A 22,104-nucleotide genomic window follows, 5' to 3' on the forward strand; every position below is an offset into this window, starting at 1 on the left:
TATAAATACTGCTTTACAGCAAATTATTTTCCAAAATTATCCAGTTCCTCTTTTAATGCTCCGAGAAGTTCTGAAGAAGGAACTTTCTTGATGATCTCTCCATGTCTGAAGACAAGCCCTTCGTCTTTACCACCTGCTATTCCGATATCAGCATTCTTTGACTCTCCGGGACCATTTACAACACATCCCATAACAGCAACTTTTATATCAAGATGCTGATAATTCTCAAGCATAGCCTCAACCTGCTCAGCAAGCTCTATAAGCGGTATCTCTGTTCTTCCGCATGTCGGACAAGAAACAAGAGAAGGTCCGCCCTTTCTAAGTTCCAACGTCTTTAAAATAAGTTTTGCAGTTCTTATCTCCTGCACAGGATCACCTGTGAGCGAAACTCTTATTGTATCACCTATTCCTTCGCCAAGAATAATTCCAAGCCCGATAGATGATTTGATATTTCCGGAATATAATGTTCCCGATTCTGTAATACCAACATGAAGCGGATAATCAGTCATTTCACTTATAAGTCTATGAGACTTTACGCTCATAAGTACATCTGATGATTTAATACTGATCACAATATTATTATAATCACATTCCTCAATCTGTCTTACCTTATCAAGCGCGCTTTCAACAATACCCTCAGCTGTAACACCGCCGTATTTGCTGATGATATCTTTCTCCAAAGATCCCGAATTTACACCGACACGTATAGGAATATTTCTTTCCTTAGCCACCTGCACAACCTTAATAAGGTTATCTTTCCCGCCGATATTTCCCGGATTGATCCTTATCTTATCTGCACCATGTTCCATGGCTCTTATAGCCAGTTTATAATCAAAATGAATATCTGCCACAAGCGGAATATGTATCTCACTTTTTATCTTATCAAATGCATCAGCTGCCTCAACAGTATTAGCTGTAACTCTTATAATGTCGCAGCCGGCCTTCTCAAGCTGAAGTATCTGTTGAACAGTCTTTTCAACATCCGCAGTCGGAGTATTGGTCATCGACTGAATAGCTATAGGATTTCCGCCGCCTATAGTAACATTTCCAATATTGATCTTCCTTGTATTATCTCTATATGACATTTAGAAGAACACCTTTCTCAAATCGTTAAAGAATACAAATACAATAAGTATCATGAGAAGCACAAAGCCTATACCATTTACTAAAGCTTCCTTCTCCTTCGGAATCTTCTTTCCTGTAACCATCTCTATAAGGACAAAGAGGATTCTTCCTCCGTCAAGAGCCGGAATAGGAAGGAGATTCATAACTCCGAGGTTTGCACTGATAAGAATGCAGAAGTTAAGGATATTAAGTATAACATTTGCAAATCCGCCTTCTTTTTCAGCCTGATCTATGACATCACTCATGTAATTACCGATGCCCACCGGTCCCATCAGATCATTTACCGATGCTCCGCCTGTAAATAACATCTTGAGTGAAATAAGTGTCGCCTTTATCTGAAGTCTTCCCTCAAGGAACCCGTATTTCAGTTTCTCTCCGAAATTCTTCGCTTCTCTGTTATTTGAATAAACACCAAAATAATATCTTCCTGTCTCCTCATCCTTCTTAGGAGTAACAGTAACTGTTGTTTCCTTGCCGTCACGCTTATATGTAACCTTTATGGAAGCTCCGGGCTTTCCTGAAACGATATGATATGAAAGCTCTCTGAAGTTATATATATTCTTTCCGTCGAGCTCAACTATCACATCTCCGGCCTGAAGTCCCGCCTCTTCAGCAGCACTTCCTTCTGCAACACCTGAAATCTCAGCAGGGTCTATATAGCAGAAATGACATATAACTACACCAAGTACAAAGGCTAAAATGAAATTAAAAAACGGGCCGGCAAAAAGTACCGCCAGTCTCGCAAGACAGGATTTATTGTTGAATGACCTTGGATCATCACTTTCCTCATCCTCGCCTTCCATCATACAATATCCGCCTATAGGAAGTATTCTGAGAGAATATTTTGTTTCTTTCTTGCCCCACTTTACTATGGCAGGTCCCATACCTATCGCAAATTCCAATACCTTTATCTTGTTTAATTTTGCAACCAGAAAATGTCCGAGTTCATGAACAAAGACTATTATTCCGAATACAAGTATTATAGCTATTATCTTCATTACTTCGTTCTTCCTTCTATATCGGCATCACATCATGCCTACCCTGTCATCATATCTTAAATCTGATTTTTAAGACTTCATCAATTGTACTTTGCATTTCCATAATCTGTTCAACCGATGGATTGCTGATATTTTTTATGTTATTCATAGCATATTCTATCATTTCATAAATAGTTAAAAATGCTATCTTCTTTTTCAGAAAACATCCGACAGCAAATTCATTTGCTGCATTAAATATAGTCGGCATAATTCCACCTTCTTTAAGAGCTCTATATGCAAAATCAAGTCCCTTAAATGTATCTCTGTCCGGCGTATCAATAACAATACCGCTCATTTTGGTAAAATCAAGTCTTTCTCCCGGAAGAAATCTTCTGTCCGGATAATAAAGAGCATACTGGATAGGAAGTTTCATATCCGGTGTTCCCAGCTGTGCCATCACCGCTCCATCAACGAATTCAACCATTGAATGAATTATGCTCTGTGGCTGCACAACCACCTCGATCTTATCAGGCGTAACATCAAAAAGATGTCTTGCCTCTATAACTTCAAGCCCTTTGTTTACAAGGGTCGCACTGTCTATTGTAATCTTATGTCCCATGGACCAGTTAGGATGCTTCAACGCATCTTCAAGAGTTACATTCTTCAACTGATCATTATTCATTCCTCTAAAAGGACCGCCTGAAGCAGTTATCAAAAGTCTTGATACTTCATTTCTCATTCCATCACTTCTATAACTTGTGCTGAGGCACTGAAATATAGCCGAGTGTTCCGAGTCAACCGGAAGTATCTTAACATTCTTTTCCTTAGCCAGCGGCATGATTATATGACCTGCTGTAACCAAAGTCTCTTTATTGGCAAGCGCTATATCTTTTCCGGCATTTATGGCCGCTATAGTTGGTTCTACGCCCACCATACCAACAATAGCTGTCACAACAATATCCGCCTCTTCAGCGGTTGCAACAGCTAAAAGTCCGTCCCTGCCCGACATGACAGTTACGCCTGTCATGTCACTTATGGCAGTTTTAAGTTTTTTAATATCTTCTTCATATTCCACAGAAACCAAGGATGGTTTAAATTCTCTTATCTGCTTTTCAAGAAGCTCAATATTCCTTCCGCAGGAAAGAGCAACAACCTCAATATCTTTATTCTCTCTTACAACCTCGAGAGTCTGTGTACCTATGGATCCCGTAGATCCTATAATTGATATCTTTTTCATTTTACTTATGACCCTTATGTCATTATATAAGATAATTTACAAGATAATAAATAATCGGTGCAGTAAATATCATACTGTCGAATCTATCAAGTATTCCACCATGACCCGGAATAAGTTTTCCGTAGTCCTTGATGTCATTATTTCTCTTAATAGCTGATGCTGCGAGATCGCCTATAACAGCCGGTATCGCACCAATAGCACCGATAAGTCCAAACCACAGCCATGCATTATCAACAGCTTTTACGTGATTGCTGTAAATGATTCCAAATACAGCTCCAAGGATTCCTGCTCCGAGGATACCTCCTATAAGTCCTTCGATGCTCTTCTTAGGACTGAGCTTTGGAGACATCTTATGTTTTCCGATAAGTATACCTGTGCAATAAGCAAGTGTATCATTACCCCAAGAACAAATGAATATGAGGATAACCAGGTATCCGCCATGTTCCATTATTCTCAGTCTGTAAACATACGAAAGCATAACGCTGACATAGAAAAATGCAGTAAATGTCGCCATTATCTCCGAATCACGGAATTTAGGATATGCCAACACATAAATTGCTAAAACAACCAGAAGATAACCGATAAATCCAGGCATGATAAATTCTGTCTTATCAACAAAAAGCAGTATATAATAACCGATTGTTCCCAAATATGCTACAACTGCCGGTGCCTTCTTCTCAATCTTATAAACTCTCATAAGTTCATATACACCGACCAGAGAGATCAATAAGGTTGCAATGCATGTAACTGCTCCTCCGAAATACAGAGTTCCTATCGCTAAGATAACTAAAACAATTCCACTTATAAGTCTGGTAACAAACATTATTTTACACCACCATATCTTCTGTCTCTTTTTGAATAATGCCTAATGGCATCAATAAATGTTGACCTGTCAAAATCAGGCCATAAAGTATCCGTGAAGAAAAACTCGGAATAAGCAAGCTGCCAAGGAAGGAAATTCGATGTTCTCTCCTCACCGCTTGTCCTTATAAGAAGATCAGGATCAGGAAGTTCATATGTATCAAGATTCTGACTCACAAGATCCTCCGTAATATCTTCAGGTGAGATTTCACCACGTTTGATCATCTCCCCGATTTTTATCATAGAACGTCTGATCTCATCACGTCCGCCATAATTGATGGCAACGGTGAACTGAAGTCCTGTATTATTCTTAGTTGATTCTTCAAGGTTTTGAATCGCCTCAATGATATCCGGAGCGAGCTTACTTCTCTCTCCGATTATCCTGACACGCATATTATTTTTATTTGATTTATCTATAGAGTTGATAAGATATCTTCTGAAAAGATTCATGATACCTGTTACTTCCTCTACAGATCTTTTCCAGTTTTCAGTTGAAAATGCATATACAGTAAGGTATTTAATACCAAGATGATCCGCATCTTCACATGCCTGCTCAAGGGCATCGGCTCCTGCCTTATGACCGAAGTTTCTAGGCATAAGTCTTTTCTTAGCCCATCTTCCGTTACCATCCATGATAACAGCTATATGAGTCGGCACATTTAACTTTTCTCCGTCAATGATCTTTTCCATAAATACTCCTAACAGATTAAACTGTCATGATTTCTTTTGTCTTCTCATCAACCATCTTGTCAATGTCTGCAACATACTTATCTGTTGCCTTCTGGATCTTATCTTCCTCAATCTTCTGCTGATCTTCGGATATCTCACCGGCCTTGCACTGCTTCTTAACAGCATCATTTGCATCACGACGAGCATTTCTTACAACAACCTTAGCATCCTCGCCTTTTTTCTTGATATCCTTAGCGAGTTCTTTTCTTCTGTCCTCTGTAAGCTCAGGGAACTTGATATATACGCTCTTTCCATCATTACTTGGTGTAACGCCAAGATCTGAATTGATGATAGCTTTCTCAATATCCTTGATGCACTTTGGATCCCAAGGAGTGATTGCAAGTGTTCTTGCTTCAGGAACCGAAACGTTTCCTACCTGCTGCATAGCTGTTGGTGTTCCGTAATATTCTACCTTTATCTTATCAAGAAGATGTGGGTTTGCGCGTCCTGCTCTTATTGATGCATAATCTGTAGCAAGATTATCAACCGCCTTCTGCATTTTCTCTTCAAACTCTGCCATTTTTAATTACCTTTCCGCACATGTAAATGTGCCGCCTTTCATTTATTGTATAACTTTTCTTTGATTTCAAATATTTATTAATCTACAGTTATTGTTGTACCTGTAAACTCACCTGATACTGTCTTAACAATGCTGTCTTCCTTATTCAGTCCGAAAAGCATCATAGGCATCTTGTTGTCATTTGCAAGAACAGCTGCTGAAAGATCGATAACCTTAAGCTGTTTATCAACAATATCCTGCATCTTCATCTTGTCAAACTTCTTAGCATCCGGATTTTCTTCCGGATCACTGTCATAAACACCATCAATGGATTTAGCAGCAAGAATAACATCAGCATTTATCTCGATTGAGAAAAGAACCATTCCCATATCTGTTGAGAAATAAGGATGTCCTGTTCCGCCTGCAAAGAAAACAACATCTCCTGCTTCAAGATAACCAATAGCCTTATCTCTGTCAAAAAGCTCTGTTATGCTTCCACAGAGAAATGGAGTCATAACATGACACTTAAGTCCAACCGATCTAAATGTATCAGCAGTATAAATGCAATTCATTATTGTTGCAAGCATACCTATCTGATCAGCCTTTACTCTGTCCATGTCATCAGATGTACGTCCTCTCCAGAAATTACCGCCACCGATAACAACAGCAATCTGAATTCCTTTGTCATGAACGGCTTTTACCTGGCGCGCCACATCCTTTACCACATCTGCCGAAAAACCTGTTTTCTTGTCTCCGGCAAGTGCCTCACCGCTGAGTTTAAGCATTATTCTATCCATTTTCATAACTACATATCTCCCTGAGATCTTTATTTTCTTTTATTGTTTTTTGAATTGTAATTCTTTTGCTGATTATTCTTCTTCTCTGAAGCATTGTAATTATTATCTTCTGCTTCACTCGAATCATTTACTTCAGCACTATCATCTTCGTCTTTAGTGAAAATATTATCAATATCAACTTCAGCATAACCCTGAGAACAGAATCCCTGGATAACTGCTCCTGTGTTGACCTGAACAGATCTTGTCTTAACATTACCTACGACAATGGCTGTTGAATCAATTATTACAGGACCGTCTACATCGATGTCACCCTTAACAGCACCGGCTATAACAGCTGATGAAGCTTTGACATTTCCTTCGATAACAGAACCTACACCAATCTTGATAGAGCCTTCTGAAACAACTTCGCCTCTTATCTTAGCCTGGCTTGCATATATCTCTCCGGCGTTAACATTACCTCTGATCGTTCCACCGACAATAAGCTTGCCTGCGCATGTAACCTTACCTTTTACAGTTCCAATAAGATCAAGAGAACCATCTGTCTCTATATCACCCTTAATGGTTGTTCCTGATGTAATATATGTGGTTGCATCTGTGATGCTGCCTGCTAACTCCTCTGCATCGATAGGTGCATCGGCACTGACATTATCATTTATCTCTTCTTTGATGTTTTCTACAACTTCATTTTCTGTCTCAGCCACTCTGTCTTCATCTCCTTCACTTATGGATTTTACTTTATCTATCTCTTCGTCAATTGTTTCATCTTCTGATGTGTTTTCGTCGTCAATGTCTACATTTGGTCCGATATAAATAACTGAACCCCTGTCGGCAACATTCTTCTCTTCTGAAGATTCTGTACCTTCCGAAGCATCCCCTGTTTCTACGTCTGAAACTTCTTCTACCGAAGACTCTTCATCATTTACTGATGACTCTTCTGAAATATTATCCGGCTCTTCTGAAGCTTCTGTATTTTCGGAAATATCTGCTGCTTCAACATCTGATATATCATCTGAAATTCCTGTCTCATCTGAATCCACCGAAGCATCTCCTGCATCTACGCCTGAAGCTTCTTCTGAAGCTGCATAATCATCCGAAGCATCTTTCTCAGGTTTTATAACCTCAACTTCTACTTCTCCCGATTTATCTTCCGAAGTTTCTTCTGACTCTTCGTAGTCTTCAGGATTATATTCATCGATGATCGAAGCTACTTCCTGAACCTCACTGAGCTCTGAATCGGAATATTTATAAAGCTCATCATCGTCAGCTATCTTTGAACCGCTGAGAGTATCTGCTATAACAGATTCATCACTGTCAAGATTTTCGTCATAATCATATGCCGGATCATCCGGAAGAGCATCTAACTCAGCATCTGTAATAATACCGTCATCCTCAGCTCTTCTTCTAAGCTTCTGCATAGCTTCTTCAGCTTCCTCTTTGAGTATTGCCTCAGAAACCGCTGTGAAGACATTTGGAGACTCTTTAACTCCATCATCAATCGGATACTCTACATCATCAAAAACTTCATTTACGCCCCCAAGTGTGCGTTCTGTTCCGGAATAAATATCACCTGTCGCCTTCTCATTTGCAGAAATACTCTGCTCAAATCTGTCATCACTTACGATATTCTCATCCTTAACCCCACTATTTTCCTGAGGATCACTAACTGCCAATTCTTCTGTTTCACCCTGCAGATCATCTGCATCGGCAGATGTATTATACTGACCTTCATATGGTCTTGCAGGACTCTGCTCTTTTTTCTTTTTTTCTTTTTTATCCTTTTTTCTCTTATCCTTCTTTTCGGATTGATCTTCCTCAGGCAAAAGCTCATTTACAGCCTGAGCAAAATCTCGTTTGAAATTTTTTATTAAGCCCATATTAAATCCTCACTAAAAAATAAACACATCAAGTCGTATTATAACACATGAAGACATATACCGCCACATAACTTTTATTAAAAGTTGTGTGAACATGGCACATAAATCAGCTTTATTTTTCCGGCAATGCATCACCGTAAAACCGCCAATTTTCAGTGTGCTTAAACATAAAAAAATTCTTCTTTTGGAGGATATAAAAAACGAACCACCCTGCATCACACAGAGTGGCTCGCGAAAATACATATTATCTAGAAATTTGTGAGAGAATCATGAAAAAAACTATGATTTAAATATAAACCTCAAATATGAACAAAGTATGACACTATAAATAAGTTTCTGTAAAGATTACAGAAAATACTTATTTTTCTCGCAAATTTTACTGTTTTTCAACCGATTTGTTATTAGTCTCATTAAAATTTTACTGTTTTTAACTGATTCTGTTCTCAACTTCGTGAAATCCGTTTTAACTGATTCTGTTCTTAACCTCGTCAAATTCACTTTTAACTTTATCTGTCACATCAGGTGTTAATCGCGAAACAATGAATGCCACGATCACCGATATCACAAATGAAGGTATTATCGCATTTAATCCTGTATAATTTTCAAGAGTCTGTAATCCGTCATCGTATTTTATAACTTCGATAAAACTCCAGAAAAGCGATATGAATAAACCTGATATCATTCCGGCAAGTGAACCGTATTTATTCATTCTCTTATCATACAGCGATAAAAGTGTTACTGCACCAAAGAATCCCGATGCACATATTATCAGCAGTCTGATGACTTTATATGGCTCTATTTCAACAAATGAAAGTCCAAGTATTACAGCGCCCACTCCTGCTGCCGTTATCCTTATGGCAAGGAGATTTTTCTTTATCCTGTATTTCTTAAGTATCCTCATTTTGATAATATCACAATACATTACCGTAAAACCTGAGGCCATCTTAGAAATGATCATAGCCAGAACCGCAGCGATCATGCCTACAAAGAGGATTCCTCCTGCAATCTGATATCCAATACTCATGCTTTTAAGTTTATTTACAGTTAAGGACGGCACATTCATAAAACCGTCACTTCTAAGGATTACCGGATAGATAAATGCTCTAACCAAAACCCCGTTAAGTGTTGCAAAGAATAATGCAAACAATGTTATAAGATATGCATTTCTGCCGCCATGCTTAACTGTTCTCGCTTTATCAATAGACATAAATTTCGCCATCATGCCCGGAAGGCCAAATAAAGTAAGTCCCCAGGAAAGCTGACTCAGTATCTTCATGATTGAGATATCATCCCCCTTAATAGCCATAAGGTTAAGATATCTTGTTACACCGCCTGATACTCTACTGTTCATAAGCGCGACGATAAGTTCGTCCGCTTTAAAAAGTATCATACAGACTATCGGAAGTACAAGAAGCGCCATGATTACAAGTATGGCATTTACAAAATTCATCTTTGTACTGCCGGAATATCCTCCTATCATCACAAGACCGATGCATGTGAGGAAAATGATAACTATATTGAATCTAAGACTGAGGCCAAATACAGCGGATGTGATAATAGCCAGAAGTCTTATAAGCGATGCGCACATAAGTATATCAAATAATATATTGATAGATGCGCAGGCAACCGAAAGTATATCGCTTCTTTTTCCGTATCTTTTTCCGAAATATGCCGGAAGTGTATATGCATTTTTATATTTGTTGGAATATCTCATTAGACGATATGACATGAGATACCATGTGAATAAGACACCCAGGAATAAACCGGCGATTATCCATGCCGAACCTACACCCATAAGATAAATATTTGCGGGTATCAGGATAACTATGAATACTCCGAGCTCGGATATCTGGGCCGAAAAACCTATATCAACGCTTTTGACTTTTCTCGCACCGATGCAGAATTCATTTAATGTTCTGATCTTAGCAAGATAAACTGCACCAATTATAAACAGCGTCGAAAGATATATAATTGTTGTAATCAAAAGTGCTGTCATATCTAATCATCAGTCTCCATTACGATCAAATATCCATCCTTAAAACTGATCATTCCATAATCAGATGTTATTTCATTGGATATAGCAAGACTGCTCCCCTGATAAAGATCCGCATCTGTCGCACCATACTTAAAACCACTGAGAGTAAGCCCTGTGACTTTATCTCCCAAAGGCATAAGGGATAAATATTTTTTGCCATTATTCTTAAAGACCTTTATCGAATCAAAATTATTAAAAATACGTATTTTGTTATTCCTGTCGACTATCTCCGCTCTTACACCTGCGTCAACCGCCTTCTTTAAAAGGGAAATATTCGCAAGTACATGATCGAGACGACTTCCCGTTGCACCAAGTATTACAACCGATGATTCCGGGATATCAGATTCATTCTGATCGCCCCGGCTTAATACAACTTCGATAGCTTTATCTACCGCAGCTTCACCGTCGGTAAAATCCTTCACAGGTGAAAATCTTGTAAGGATCTCCGACTTATATTCTTCCAGGATACTATTATCCACCGAATCAAAATCACCAAGTATAATGTCCGGCATAACAGAGAGCTTATATAAAACTTCCAGCCCTTTATCAGCCGCAATTATAAATGGCTTTCCGGCATCATCCAATACTTCTTTTACAAATGACGGATCCACCGATCCACCTAGGATAACAATAACTTTTTTATACATATTATCTATCTCATCACCGATAAGAACTTTTTGATATTTTCTTCGATATCACCTATAAATACTGCTGAGCCCGCAACAATTACATTTGCACCGGCATCAAGCACCTTCTGCAGGTTATCTTCTCTGATACCGCCGTCAACCTCTATATCAATATCAAGCTTACGTTCATTTATAATATTTCTAAGGTTACGTATCTTGTCATAGCTGTCCTCGATAAATACCTGTCCGCCGAACCCCGGCTCAACAGCCATGATAAGCACCATATCAACTTTATCCAAAAGATCTAAAATAGCATCTAACGGAGTCTTTGGTTTGATTGCCACACCTACTTTAAGTCCGGCATTTTTTATAGCATCAAGAGTTGCATTGATATCGCTCGCACTTTCGTAATGAACGGTAATCATATCAGCCCCTGCTTTCTTCAAGGGTTCGATAAAACGTATTGGTTCAAGCATCATAACATGAACATCAAGAGGAACATTTCCTGCCGCTTTCTTCACCGCCTTGATAACCGGTGGGCCGAAAGAAATATTCGGAACGAAGTTTCCATCCATTACATCAACATGTATATAATCCGCCCCTGCTTTAACACATGTCTTGATACCTTTTTCAACATTCCCAAAATCTATGGACAACATTGACGGCGCAAATAAATTCATTTCCATTTCCTCCTGTCAAGAAGTTCTTCGTATATAGATTTATAATTCAGATATCTTGTTTCACTGATCTCGCCGTCTGCAAGAGCTTCCTTTACTCTGCATCCGGGTTCATTAATATGATTGCACCCATCAAATCTACATTCACCCTCATATACCGAAATATCGGGATACGACATTCTGAGATCGATCATTTCCATATCGGGTACATGTATCGAACTAAATCCCGGAGTGTCCATTATAAATGTATCCGGTGATAGCATAATTAGTTCTGAATGTCTGGTTGTATTTTTTCCCCTTGCAATCTTCTCACTGAGACCGCCGGTAACTGCCATAGCTTCCGGAATAAGTGCATTGATCATTGATGACTTTCCCACGCCGGAAGGACCGGCTAATATAGTTTCTTTACCTTCGAGAATGCTCCGGAGCTCATCTACACCTTTCCCCGTATGTGCAGATACCGTAAGCACCCTGTAACCTGCTTCTCTGTATATACCTGTCAGAGTCTGAACTTTTTCATCATCGGCAGAATCCTCTTTATTGAAACAAATGATCGTTTCAACATTACTTCTTGCCATTAATACAAGGAATCTGTCCAAAAGTCCGAGACTTGGTTCAGGTTTGGTAAGAGCAAAAATTATAACCGCCTGGTCAGCATTAGCTGCCGCCGGGCGGATAAGTTCACTTTTTCTATCGAATATAGCCTCGATATTCCCGGTGCAGACATCATCGTCGAGGATAGTTATGTCGCAATTATCCCCGACCAATGGTTTGATGCCCATATTCCTGAAAGCACCTTTGGCTTTACATTCGTATATTTTATTATTTTCAGCAGCCACATAGTAAAAGCCGCCTATTCCTTTAAGAATCTTCCCCTTCAAGGATTACCTCATTTATTCAACATCGTAAGTAACGCTCTTAACACTGTCAGTATCAAACATTCCTGAAATCTCAGAACCGTTTGAATCAATGATAAGTACTATAACAGTACCCTTATTTGAAGAAAGACCACTGTATGACTGTTCAACATTATAAGGGAATGCCTTAGAATCAACATCAGTATCGACTACAACCTTTTCGCCTTCACCTTCTGCGTTGAATTTTACAGTAAGGTGTACTGTTCCGCCTGATTCCTTAATATACTGATTAACTGTAGAAGTATCATAAGGTGTGATAGTTCCGCTAATAGTTGCAGTATATGTCTTCGTTGCTTTTCCAAGACTTATAGTAAATCCAACCTGTGTTCCCTCAGTAACGCTTGTACCTGCATCCACGGTCTGGCTTATTACCTGTCCTTCAGGAACTGTATCGCTTGATTCATATGTGATCTCACCTGTCTGAAGTCCGAGAGAACTAAGCATTGATATAGCTGATTCTTCGCTGGAATTCTTAAGGTTTGGAACCTGAATTTCCTTAGGTCCGTTACTTACTATGATCTTAATAGTGCTTCCTGAAGCAGCCTTTGCATTCTCGCCAGGCTCTGTTCCGATAACATGATCCTTATCAACGGAATCACTTAATTCATAGCTATGTGTAACTTCAAAACCAGCATCAGTAAGTACTCTGTCAGCATCATCAATATAATATCCCTTTACATCAGGAACAGCTATCTCTGACGCACCTGCACTTATATAAATAACGATATTCGCATCAATTTCTACTGTTTCAGCTTCCTTAACACTCTGCTTTGCAACATAGCCTTCAGGAACATCATCATCATTTACCCTTTCGTATGTAACATTTGTAAATCCTTCTTTTTCAAGTTCAGACTTAGCTGCTTCATACTTAAGTCCCACAACATTCTTCATCTTCTTGGTAACTTTCTTCTCTGTTGTAGGTTCTTCTGTCTTCTCTGTATTCTTCTCGGATGTCTTCTTTTTCTCTTCGCTTGTCGCCTCGGTAGTTGCCTTTGGCTTTGGATTTGAAGAGCTCTTACCGAATTTAAACCATCCAAGAACATTTCCGACTAAAATGAAAAGGATAACAGCGATAATAACTGCCGCACCGATACCTGCTATCATTACTATCTTCTCGAGTTTTGGATCGATACCGTCACCATCCGGTTCTTCCGGCTCTTCTTCAACATATCCTGCATCAGAATAGTCTTCATCATAATCATCATCAACTATCTTGATACCCTTCTTCTTTACAGGTTCCGGAGTATCATAATAATCTTCTTCATCATCTATAAGCTGATTAATCTTACTTCTGTCTACAGTAACTGTACTGCTCTTTGGATAACCGTTCTGTCCGATCAGAGTTGTGTTCTGATATGCAAGATCATCAACATTCTTCATGTTGCTTTCTCTCTTGATAGTTTCCATATCATTTTCTGTAAATTCTCTTGTAGGAGAATTTGTAACGACAGAAGGTGCCACTATAATATCTATATTTGGATTATTTTTAACTCTGTTAAGATCTGCAATAAGAGCATTTGCAGTAAGATATCTTCTTTCAGGCTTCTTCTGAACAGCCTTAAGAATAACCTTTTCAAGACTTGAATAAATATCCGGATAAAGTCTTCTAGGCGGAACTATCTCATTCTGGATATGCATAAGGGCGATGGAAACATTGGTATCCCCCTCAAAAGGAACACGTCCCGTAACCATCTCATACATAGTGATACCAAGCGAATAAATATCACTTCTTTCATCACTGTAGCCGCCTCTTGCCTGCTCAGGGGAAATATAATGTACACTTCCCATGTTGGTTGTAGACATGGTATTAGAGGTTGCCGCTTTTGCAATACCAAAATCAGTAACCTTAAGACTTCCGTTAGTTCCGACTATTATATTCTGTGGTTTGATATCTCTGTGAATAACATGATTTTCATGAGCTGCAGCAAGACCTGAAGCAATCTGGATAGAAAAATCAATAGCAGTATCCATATCCAGTCTGCCCACTTCCCTGATATAATCCTTAAGGGTTATACCATCTACAAGCTCCATTACTATAAAATATCTTCCTTCGTCCTCACAAACATCGTAAACATTAACAATATTTGGGTGCGAAAGAGCTGCAGAAGCCTGAGCTTCCACTCTGAATTTAGAAACAAAATTTATATCATTACTGAATTCTGACTTTAAAACCTTAAGTGCAACGAATCTCTTGAGTCTCAGATCATTAGCCTTATATACCGTTGACATTCCGCCGGTTCCAACGACTTCAATTATCTCATATCTGTCATCTAATATTAATCCTGGGTTTAACATTCCTATACCTCACTTGACGCGGAAATGACAATAACCGAAATATTATCATTACCACCATAGTAATTCGCCCTGCTGATAAGAGAATCAACTATTCTCTCCAGATCATCATTCTCGCACACTATATCCATGATCTCGTCATCTTCAACCATATTTGAGAGACCATCAGAACAAAGAAGAACTTTGTCATTCTCATCTATAGTAATCTGAAAGAAATCCGGCATAGCTTCATCCCTTGAGCCCATAGCTCTTGTTATAATATTTTTCTCAGGATGATTTCTACCCTTCTTACGATCCAGTTGTCCGTTCCTTATCAACTCTTCAACCAGAGAATGATCCATGGTTATCTGTTTAACTTCATTACCAATCACATATAATCTACTATCACCGATATTGGCTATATAAAGCTCATTTCCAATGATAACAGCAGCAACCATGGTTGTACCCATTCCATTTTTGTATTTATCTTTCTCTGCCTCCTTATATACCTCGTTGCTGGCATATACAAAAGCCCTCTTTAATAACGATATCGGGTTTTCAATCGTAGACTTCTTAACAAAATCAACAACCAGTCTTATCGCATACTGTGACGCAAAATCACCTGCTGCATGCCCTCCCATACCATCTGCAACTATATATAAATTTGGCAAAGGCCCTACCTGCGAATCGCACATGAAGATACTGTCTTGATTACTGTCGCGTTTGATTCCGGTATCAGTCTTTCCAAATGAAGCCATACTTCATACTCCTATATATCAACTATTATATTTTCTTCTTAACTGGCCACAGGCTGCTTCAATATCTCTGCCCATACCTTTTCTAATAGTAACATTTATTCGATATTTTTCAAGTGTATTTTTAAAATTATCGACTTCTTTCGCACCGCTCGCCGTGTAATGTTTCTCTTCTATCGGGTTAACAGGAATGAGATTAACATGCGCATTTAAGCCCTTTATCAGTCCTGCCAGTCTCACTGCATGCTGGGTTGAATCATTAACTCCGTGAACCAAACTATATTCAAATGAAACCCTTCTTCCCGTCTGATCAAAATAATATCTGCATGCATCTATAGTCTCTGAAATGCTGTAGCGATTGGCTATCGGCATCAGACTCTTTCTCTCTTCATCCGTTGTTGCATGAAGTGACAATGCAAATGTGATCTGAAGCTTCTTATCCGCAAGTTCTTTTATCTTTGGAACGATTCCGCAGCTCGATACAGTTATACCTCTTTCGCTGAGATTATATCCGTCCTCACTTGTGATAAGTTCGATGAACTTAAGGAGATTATCAAAATTATCCATCGGTTCACCGGTTCCCATAACTACTATATTTGAAACCCTTTCTCCTGTTACTGCCATGGCATGATATACCTGCATTAACATTTCCGAAGGGGCAAGATTTCTTATTAATCCGCCGATTGTTGATGCACAGAAACTGCATCCCATTCTGCATCCCGCCTGAGATGAGATACATACGGAATTACCATGATGATATCTCATAAATACAGTCTCTATCATCTGTCCGTCCTGCATTTTCATAAGAAATTTAATGGTTCCGTCTCTTTTTGAAACAAGCCTTGTCTCTTCTTCGATGACAGGAAGATCATTTTCGATCATCTTCCTTATATCCTTTGAAATATTGGTCATCTTTTCAGGATCATATGTAAATTTCTTATGCATCCATTCATAAATCTGCTTAGCACGAAATTTCGGAAGTCCCTTTCCTATAATATATTCAGTTAACTCAGCAAGATTCATTGAAGCTATATCCATCATTTCATCCTTTTCTTAAATAAAGCGTAATAAAATCCATCAGTCTCATCTATTCCCTGAATAAAGGTTTTTTCTGATATCTTTTCAAGTATAAAACCATTATCCGCATTCAGTCCGCAACTGTCATTTAATTCTTTTTCTTTAACTCCGTCCGCTCCATAGCATTCCAGAAGTTCTTTCGCTATAACTTCATTTTCCCCCGGATTTATGGTACAGGTTGAAAAAAGAAGTTTTCCGCCGTCCTTAAGATATCTGACTGCATTTTTAAGTATCTCTCTCGATATCTCTGTAAGGCTGTCAAAATCTTCAGGTTTAACTCTGTATTTAATATCATTTTTCTTGCCTATAACACCAAGGCCGGAGCATGGAACATCTGCAATTACAGCATCAAACTGTCCCTCATAACTTTCCTCAAAAACCGTAGCGTCGCCGGTTAAAACTTCAACATTATCAAGTTCGAGACGTGAAATATTGTCACTTATGATCTCAATCTTATCATCGGAAATATCTCTTGAAATAACTTTTCCGGTTCCTTTAAGAAGCTCAGCCGCATAACAGCTCTTTCCTCCCGGAGCCGCACAAAGATCCAGTACTTTCATGTCTTTCTCTATACCGAGAGCCTCCACCGCCGAAGCGGAACTCTCTGCCTGTACAGAAAAAAGTCCAGCCTTATATCCCGGAATTCTTCTTACAAAATCAACATTTCCGATCCTGATACAATTCTTTGAATATCTTCCCGGAGAAGTTTCAAGATTTTTCTCTTTAAGTACAGCTGTCAGTTCATCGACAGATATTTTAGAAGTATTGGCGCGAATGACAAGCTTTTTATCTCTGAATGAATCTCTCATAATAAGTTTTGCTTTATCTTTTCCGAACTTATCATTGAAGAATTCTTCAAGCCACTTAGGCACCGAGTAAATGATATGTTTATCTTTTATATCAAATATCTCGCCTATTTTTTCCAGTCTTTCCGCCATTTCCTTATAATCTTCAAGACCTGTATCAACAATCTTCCTGCTTATATTTCTAAGAATTGCATTGGTAAATCCGCTGAGGTTCATCATATTATGTTTTTTAACTATCTTTACACATTCACTGATAGTCGCTCTTATCGGAACCGAATCCATGAAAAGCATTTCATACGTTCCGAGTCTTATAACATTTCGTATAAGCGGACGCATTTTATTTAATTTAACTTTAGAAAACAATCCAATAATATGATCAAGAAGAAGCCTTGTTTCCGTAACGCCTTCTACAGATCTTGTAATATATGCTCTCTCTGTCTTTTCAGCAAATTGTACCTTTCTAAGGGCTTTATCAAGCGCAATATTGGAAAATGTACCGTTGCTGTCTATATCAATAAGAACATCCAGAACTATCTCTCTAGCATTATCCGCCATTATACTAATACCTCATACAAAAATCTATCTACACAAGTTTCATTCCCGGCTCTATCTTGTTCCCGTTAAGAAATGCCACAGAATCCATTCTCTTCTTTCCTTCCGGCTGGACTGATTTAATCCTAAGAGATCCGGAACCGCATTTTACAACAAAATTCTTCTTTGTAACTTCAACAATCTCTCCCGGTTCTCCGTCTCTATCGCCTTCAACAGAAGCAGCATAAATTTTGAGATTCTTATCATTAAGAGTCGCATATACAACAGGCCATGGCTGAAGTCCTCTGATAAGTCTTTCTATCTTATCAGCCGGATCATTCCAGTCAACCTTACCCATTTCCTTCTTCAGCATAACAGCATAATTACTCTTTGAATCATCCTGTTTTTCCCTGCTGCAATTTCCGCTGATAACATTTTTAAGAGTGCTGATTATAAGTTCAGCTCCCATATCAGCAAGACGGCTTCTTAATTCTTCAGCTGTTTCATCAGCTCCTATCTCAGTTACCGCCTTCTCTATCATATCGCCTGTATCAAGGCCTTTCTCCATATACATTGTAGTAACACCGGTTTCTTTCTCGCCGTCTATTACAGCCCATTCAATCGGTGCGGCACCTCTATACTTCGGAAGAAGTGAAGCATGGATATTGATGCATCCGTATTTAGGAATATTAAGTATACTTTCAGGAAGTATCTGTCCGAAAGCGGCAACTACTATCACATCCGGATTAAGACTTCTAAGCTTCTCAACATATTCCTCTTCCCTGATCTTCTCAGGCTGAAATACAAGTATTCCGAACTCTTCTGCACATACCTTAACAGGAGGAGCAATAAGCTTACTGCTTCTTCCCTTCTGCTTATCCGGCTGAGTAAAGCAGCCTATTATGTCATATCCCTCTTCATGTATTCTTCTAAGCGCATTCACCGCAAATTCCGGTGTTCCCATATAAACAACTTTTATATCTTTATTATCCATAACCGGCCTCACTTTTCTTAAAATACTTCCGTGCTCAAAAATTCGGCAGTCATAAGGCTGCCGAATCCATTATCATTCTTCATCCAAATCTTCTTCAGGTTCTTCTCCCGAATCATCCTCTTCAGTAGGAAGATCAACTCTATGTAAACCATCGATTACTTTATCTTTATAAAGTATACCGTCAAGGTGGTCAAGCTCGTGACAGATACATCTTGCAAGAAGTCCTTCACCTTCAACTGTAAATTCATTCATTTCTTCATCAAACGCCTTGCAGACAACCTTCATAGGTCTTGTTACTTCACCTGCAAGTCCGGGAAGACTGAGACATCCTTCATCGCCTGTCTGCTCACCTTCACTTGAAATGATTTCAGGATTGATAAGTACAAGCGGATTATCATCCATAACATCTATAACTACTATCCTCTTAAGGACACCAACCTGTGGAGCTGCAAGTCCGACACCGTTTGATTCATACATTGTATCAAACATATCATCTATAAGCTCTCTTGTTCTCTCATTCATCTTTGTTACAGGTTTACATTTCTTTCTGAGTATTTCATCGCCGTCTACGCGAATATTTCTGATAGCCATAAATACACTCCTTTATATTATATTAATCGGGTCCATATCAAATTGAAGCTCACAATCCGTATCCTGATATGTCTCCCTGAAAAATTTATCCGTTTCTGCAATAACATCCATTAGTTTATCATATTTTTCTTCACGTGCATAGATAACTCTTCTGTAGTTTTCATTTATCTTTCCAATATATGCAGGACTAGGTCCTGTAATAACAGCCCCCTTCGTTCCTTCAAGGGCTTCTTTTACTTTTACAGCCACATCGGCAGCCACCCTATCGGCAAGTTCCTCGTCTTTAGATGTTATAAGCAGTCCCAGCATATGAGAGGCAGGCGGAAAATGAAGTATTCTCCTGTATGCCATTTCATTTTGATAAAATTCCTCATAATCCTGAGATTTAGAACATTCAACAGCATAATGTTCCGGCTGGTATGTCTGTATAACAACATAGCCCGGTTTTTCTCTTCTTCCTGCACGACCTGCCGCCTGAGTAAGAAGATCGAATGTTCTTTCAGCCGATTCATAATCATTATCAAAAAGTCCGAGATCCGCAAGGATTGCCCCGACAACGGTTACATTTTCAAAATCATGTCCCTTAACTATCATCTGGGTTCCTATAAGACAATCCGCCTTATGATTTCTAAATGCAGAAATAATATCCGCATGCGCATTCTTGGTTCCTGTTGTATCTTTATCCATCCTGAGAGTTCTGATCCCCGGGAAAAGGCTTTTAACAGCTGCCTCCACCTTCTCGGTTCCTGTTCCGTAGCCACCTATCAGATTGGAACCGCAGGAAGGACAGTTCTTAGGCATACTTTCCTGATGTCCGCAGTAATGACATATAAGTTTATTGCCGGAATGAAGTGCCAGTGCCACATCACATTTCGGACATTTTATAACCTTACCGCAGCTTCGGCATGAAACAAAACTGTTGAAACCTCTTCTATTGATAAAAAGCATAACCTGCTCACCTGCAGTAAATGCTTCATTCATTCTTGTATATAATTCTCTTGAAATGATGCTTCTGTTGCCCGCTTTAAGTTCTTCTCTAAGATCAACTATACTGACATCGGCAAGTTGACCGAGGGCTCTTTCATTTAATTTCCAAAGCTTATATTCTCCTCTTTCAGCCATATTGTAACTCATGACTGAAGGAGTCGCAGACCCAAGCACTACTGCTGCATCAGAAAGAGAAGCCCTCTTTAATGCAGTCTCCCTGGCATGATATTTCGGAGTAGTTTCACTCTTATATGCATTATCATGCTCTTCATCTATTATTATAAGTCCGAGATTTATAAATGGCGTAAATAAAGCCGATCTCGGTCCTATTATAAGATCTGTCTCACCCTTTCTCGCTCTGGCAAATTCTTCGTATTTTTCACCCTTACTGAGCCTTGAATTGATGATGGAAATCCTATTCTTAAATACGGCCTCAAATCGCGCAACAGTCTGAACTGTCAGTGCAATTTCCGGTATAAGAACAATGGCCTGCTTACCTCTTTTAACAACTTCTTTTACAAGTTCGATATAAACTTCCGTCTTACCGCTTCCTGTAATTCCATGCAGAAGATATTTGCCTCTTATACCCTGATCATAATCATTCACAAAATCGTTTACGATATTTTGCTGTTCCTGATTCAGAGTCACGCCACTGTATTCTTTAATCAGATTTTCATTTGAAATGATTCCTTCTGCAGGTCCATCTGATTCAACTTTTCGCCTTTTAACTTTTTCTTTAACAGGAGTAACTGTCTTAAGCGCAGAGATCATTGTTGATCCGTAATACTCCTTGATCCATGCAGCAAGTTCTATCAATTCACTCTCAATGGATACACCTTTTTCGACTATACTTATTATGGATTTTATCTTACTTTCTTCCCACTGGGCTTCGTCGCTCAATCCAACGACATATCCCTTTCTGAGGGCATTACCTCTTCCAAACGGTATATTAACCGGTGTACCAATCCTAATCTTTTCACGGAGTTCCTCCGGAATGCAGTACTGAAATACTTTATCAACTTTTTCATGGGATATATCTATTATCACATCCGCATATCTGCCTTCCATAGTTCCTCCTTCTTTCAAAATTCAATCTATTATAATTAACTCGTCTGCATTTTTACGTGACAAAATATTCTGCATTTTGCTATGTACAGTTGTACGTGTTTTCCGTATCACAAGATTGTCTCGACATATTTCTTCCATAAATAAATATACCGCAAAACAGTCTTCATCTATCTATGCTACAAGATTGTCTCGACAAAGGCCTCGTCACTATTATACGCGATGCAAAACACAGCTCTCGTCCACAGTGGTCAGCATTACATTATGTTAACCGTATAATATTCCTCAAATAATACAGGCGGACATTCCAGCCCGCCTGCATTAATGATATCCGACATTTAAATCAGAATCTAATATATTATTCGTTGTCGCCTACGATCTTAACCTTACCCTGATATAATTCTTCAACGGCAGCTGAAAGCGGCTTCATTGTGTCTCCGCCATATATAAGTGGTTCATCACCGCCAACTATCTGTCTTGCACGCTTAGCTGTTGCAAGCACGATAGAATATCTACTCTGTACTACCGGCTGTTCTCCCGGTTCAACATCACTGTTAACAACTGCCATAAGATCCGAATAAGATGGATGCAGCATTCCGTCTTCCTTTGTCTTCCTTTGGGTTGTCTCGCTCATTTTATATCTCCTTCCAGTTAACCTTTATCATAAAGGTTT

General features: G+C 38.9%; 20 protein-coding genes. All 20 read right to left on the bottom strand.

Annotation, left to right across the window (positions count from 1 at the left end):
* Positions 1 to 23: 23 nt before the first annotated feature.
* The gene (gene ispG / locus B5D25_RS06265; RefSeq protein WP_078787107.1) at positions 24 to 1,085 is read right to left on the bottom strand and encodes a flavodoxin-dependent (E)-4-hydroxy-3-methylbut-2-enyl-diphosphate synthase; all 1,062 of its coding nucleotides are present in this window, start codon (positions 1,083 to 1,085) and stop codon (positions 24 to 26) included.
* Positions 1,086 to 2,123, bottom strand: coding sequence for an RIP metalloprotease RseP (rseP, locus tag B5D25_RS06270; protein ID WP_078787108.1), 1,038 nt, complete (start codon positions 2,121 to 2,123; stop codon positions 1,086 to 1,088).
* Between the two features lie 49 nt (positions 2,124 to 2,172).
* On the bottom strand, positions 2,173 to 3,339 hold the full coding sequence (gene dxr, locus B5D25_RS06275; protein ID WP_078787109.1) for a 1-deoxy-D-xylulose-5-phosphate reductoisomerase: 1,167 nt from the start codon (positions 3,337 to 3,339) through the stop codon (positions 2,173 to 2,175).
* A 22-nt stretch (positions 3,340 to 3,361) separates the two neighbouring features.
* A complete protein-coding gene (locus B5D25_RS06280) occupies positions 3,362 to 4,162 on the bottom strand; it encodes a phosphatidate cytidylyltransferase (RefSeq protein WP_078787110.1) in 801 nt (266 codons plus the stop codon).
* On the bottom strand, positions 4,162 to 4,890 hold the full coding sequence (locus B5D25_RS06285) for an isoprenyl transferase (RefSeq protein WP_078787111.1): 729 nt from the start codon (positions 4,888 to 4,890) through the stop codon (positions 4,162 to 4,164). Before B5D25_RS06285 ends, B5D25_RS06280 begins: the two co-directional genes overlap by 1 nt.
* Positions 4,891 to 4,906: 16 nt before the next feature.
* Positions 4,907 to 5,449, bottom strand: coding sequence for a ribosome recycling factor (gene frr, locus B5D25_RS06290; protein WP_078787112.1), 543 nt, complete (start codon positions 5,447 to 5,449; stop codon positions 4,907 to 4,909).
* A gap of 77 nt (positions 5,450 to 5,526) precedes the next feature.
* The gene (gene pyrH / locus B5D25_RS06295; protein ID WP_341443630.1) at positions 5,527 to 6,231 is read right to left on the bottom strand and encodes a UMP kinase; all 705 of its coding nucleotides are present in this window, start codon (positions 6,229 to 6,231) and stop codon (positions 5,527 to 5,529) included.
* A gap of 23 nt (positions 6,232 to 6,254) precedes the next feature.
* Positions 6,255 to 8,099 (bottom strand): polymer-forming cytoskeletal protein, encoded by a 1,845-nt coding sequence (locus tag B5D25_RS06300; protein WP_242870200.1) that lies wholly within the window; start codon positions 8,097 to 8,099, stop codon positions 6,255 to 6,257.
* Positions 8,100 to 8,562: 463 nt separating this feature from the next.
* Positions 8,563 to 10,095 (bottom strand): sodium:solute symporter family transporter, encoded by a 1,533-nt coding sequence (locus B5D25_RS06305; RefSeq protein ID WP_078787113.1) that lies wholly within the window; start codon positions 10,093 to 10,095, stop codon positions 8,563 to 8,565.
* 2 nt (positions 10,096 to 10,097) lie between these two features.
* Positions 10,098 to 10,781 (bottom strand): thiamine diphosphokinase, encoded by a 684-nt coding sequence (locus tag B5D25_RS06310; RefSeq protein WP_078787114.1) that lies wholly within the window; start codon positions 10,779 to 10,781, stop codon positions 10,098 to 10,100.
* A 5-nt stretch (positions 10,782 to 10,786) separates the two neighbouring features.
* Entirely contained in the window at positions 10,787 to 11,440 is a 654-nt protein-coding gene (gene rpe / locus B5D25_RS06315; protein WP_341443631.1) for a ribulose-phosphate 3-epimerase, read from the bottom strand.
* A complete protein-coding gene (gene rsgA / locus B5D25_RS06320) occupies positions 11,437 to 12,318 on the bottom strand; it encodes a ribosome small subunit-dependent GTPase A (RefSeq protein ID WP_078787116.1) in 882 nt (293 codons plus the stop codon). Before rsgA ends, rpe begins: the two co-directional genes overlap by 4 nt.
* 12 nt (positions 12,319 to 12,330) lie before the next feature.
* Positions 12,331 to 14,649: a Stk1 family PASTA domain-containing Ser/Thr kinase gene (gene pknB / locus B5D25_RS06325; RefSeq protein WP_078787117.1), complete on the bottom strand. Its 2,319-nt coding sequence runs from the start codon at positions 14,647 to 14,649 to the stop codon at positions 12,331 to 12,333.
* 2 nt (positions 14,650 to 14,651) lie between these two features.
* Positions 14,652 to 15,383 carry a Stp1/IreP family PP2C-type Ser/Thr phosphatase gene (locus tag B5D25_RS06330; protein WP_078787118.1) on the bottom strand — a complete coding sequence of 244 codons (732 nt, stop codon included), beginning with the start codon at positions 15,381 to 15,383 and terminating at the stop codon, positions 14,652 to 14,654.
* A gap of 18 nt (positions 15,384 to 15,401) precedes the next feature.
* A complete protein-coding gene (gene rlmN / locus B5D25_RS06335; protein ID WP_078787119.1) occupies positions 15,402 to 16,421 on the bottom strand; it encodes a dual-specificity RNA methyltransferase RlmN in 1,020 nt (339 codons plus the stop codon).
* A complete protein-coding gene (gene rsmB / locus B5D25_RS06340; protein WP_078787120.1) occupies positions 16,418 to 17,818 on the bottom strand; it encodes a 16S rRNA (cytosine(967)-C(5))-methyltransferase RsmB in 1,401 nt (466 codons plus the stop codon). Before rsmB ends, rlmN begins: the two co-directional genes overlap by 4 nt.
* A gap of 28 nt (positions 17,819 to 17,846) precedes the next feature.
* Entirely contained in the window at positions 17,847 to 18,788 is a 942-nt protein-coding gene (fmt, locus tag B5D25_RS06345; protein ID WP_176755088.1) for a methionyl-tRNA formyltransferase, read from the bottom strand.
* Positions 18,789 to 18,860: 72 nt separating this feature from the next.
* Positions 18,861 to 19,379, bottom strand: a complete 519-nt coding sequence (gene def / locus B5D25_RS06350; protein ID WP_078787121.1) for a peptide deformylase — start codon at positions 19,377 to 19,379, stop codon at positions 18,861 to 18,863.
* 12 nt (positions 19,380 to 19,391) lie between these two features.
* Positions 19,392 to 21,434 (bottom strand): replication restart helicase PriA, encoded by a 2,043-nt coding sequence (gene priA / locus B5D25_RS06355; protein ID WP_078787122.1) that lies wholly within the window; start codon positions 21,432 to 21,434, stop codon positions 19,392 to 19,394.
* A gap of 355 nt (positions 21,435 to 21,789) precedes the next feature.
* A complete protein-coding gene (gene rpoZ / locus B5D25_RS06360; RefSeq protein WP_353736463.1) occupies positions 21,790 to 22,065 on the bottom strand; it encodes a DNA-directed RNA polymerase subunit omega in 276 nt (91 codons plus the stop codon).
* Positions 22,066 to 22,104 lie beyond the last annotated feature (39 nt).

It is taken from the genome of Eubacterium ruminantium (assembly GCF_900167085.1).
Lineage (GTDB): Bacteria > Bacillota > Clostridia > Lachnospirales > Lachnospiraceae > Eubacterium_Q > Eubacterium_Q ruminantium.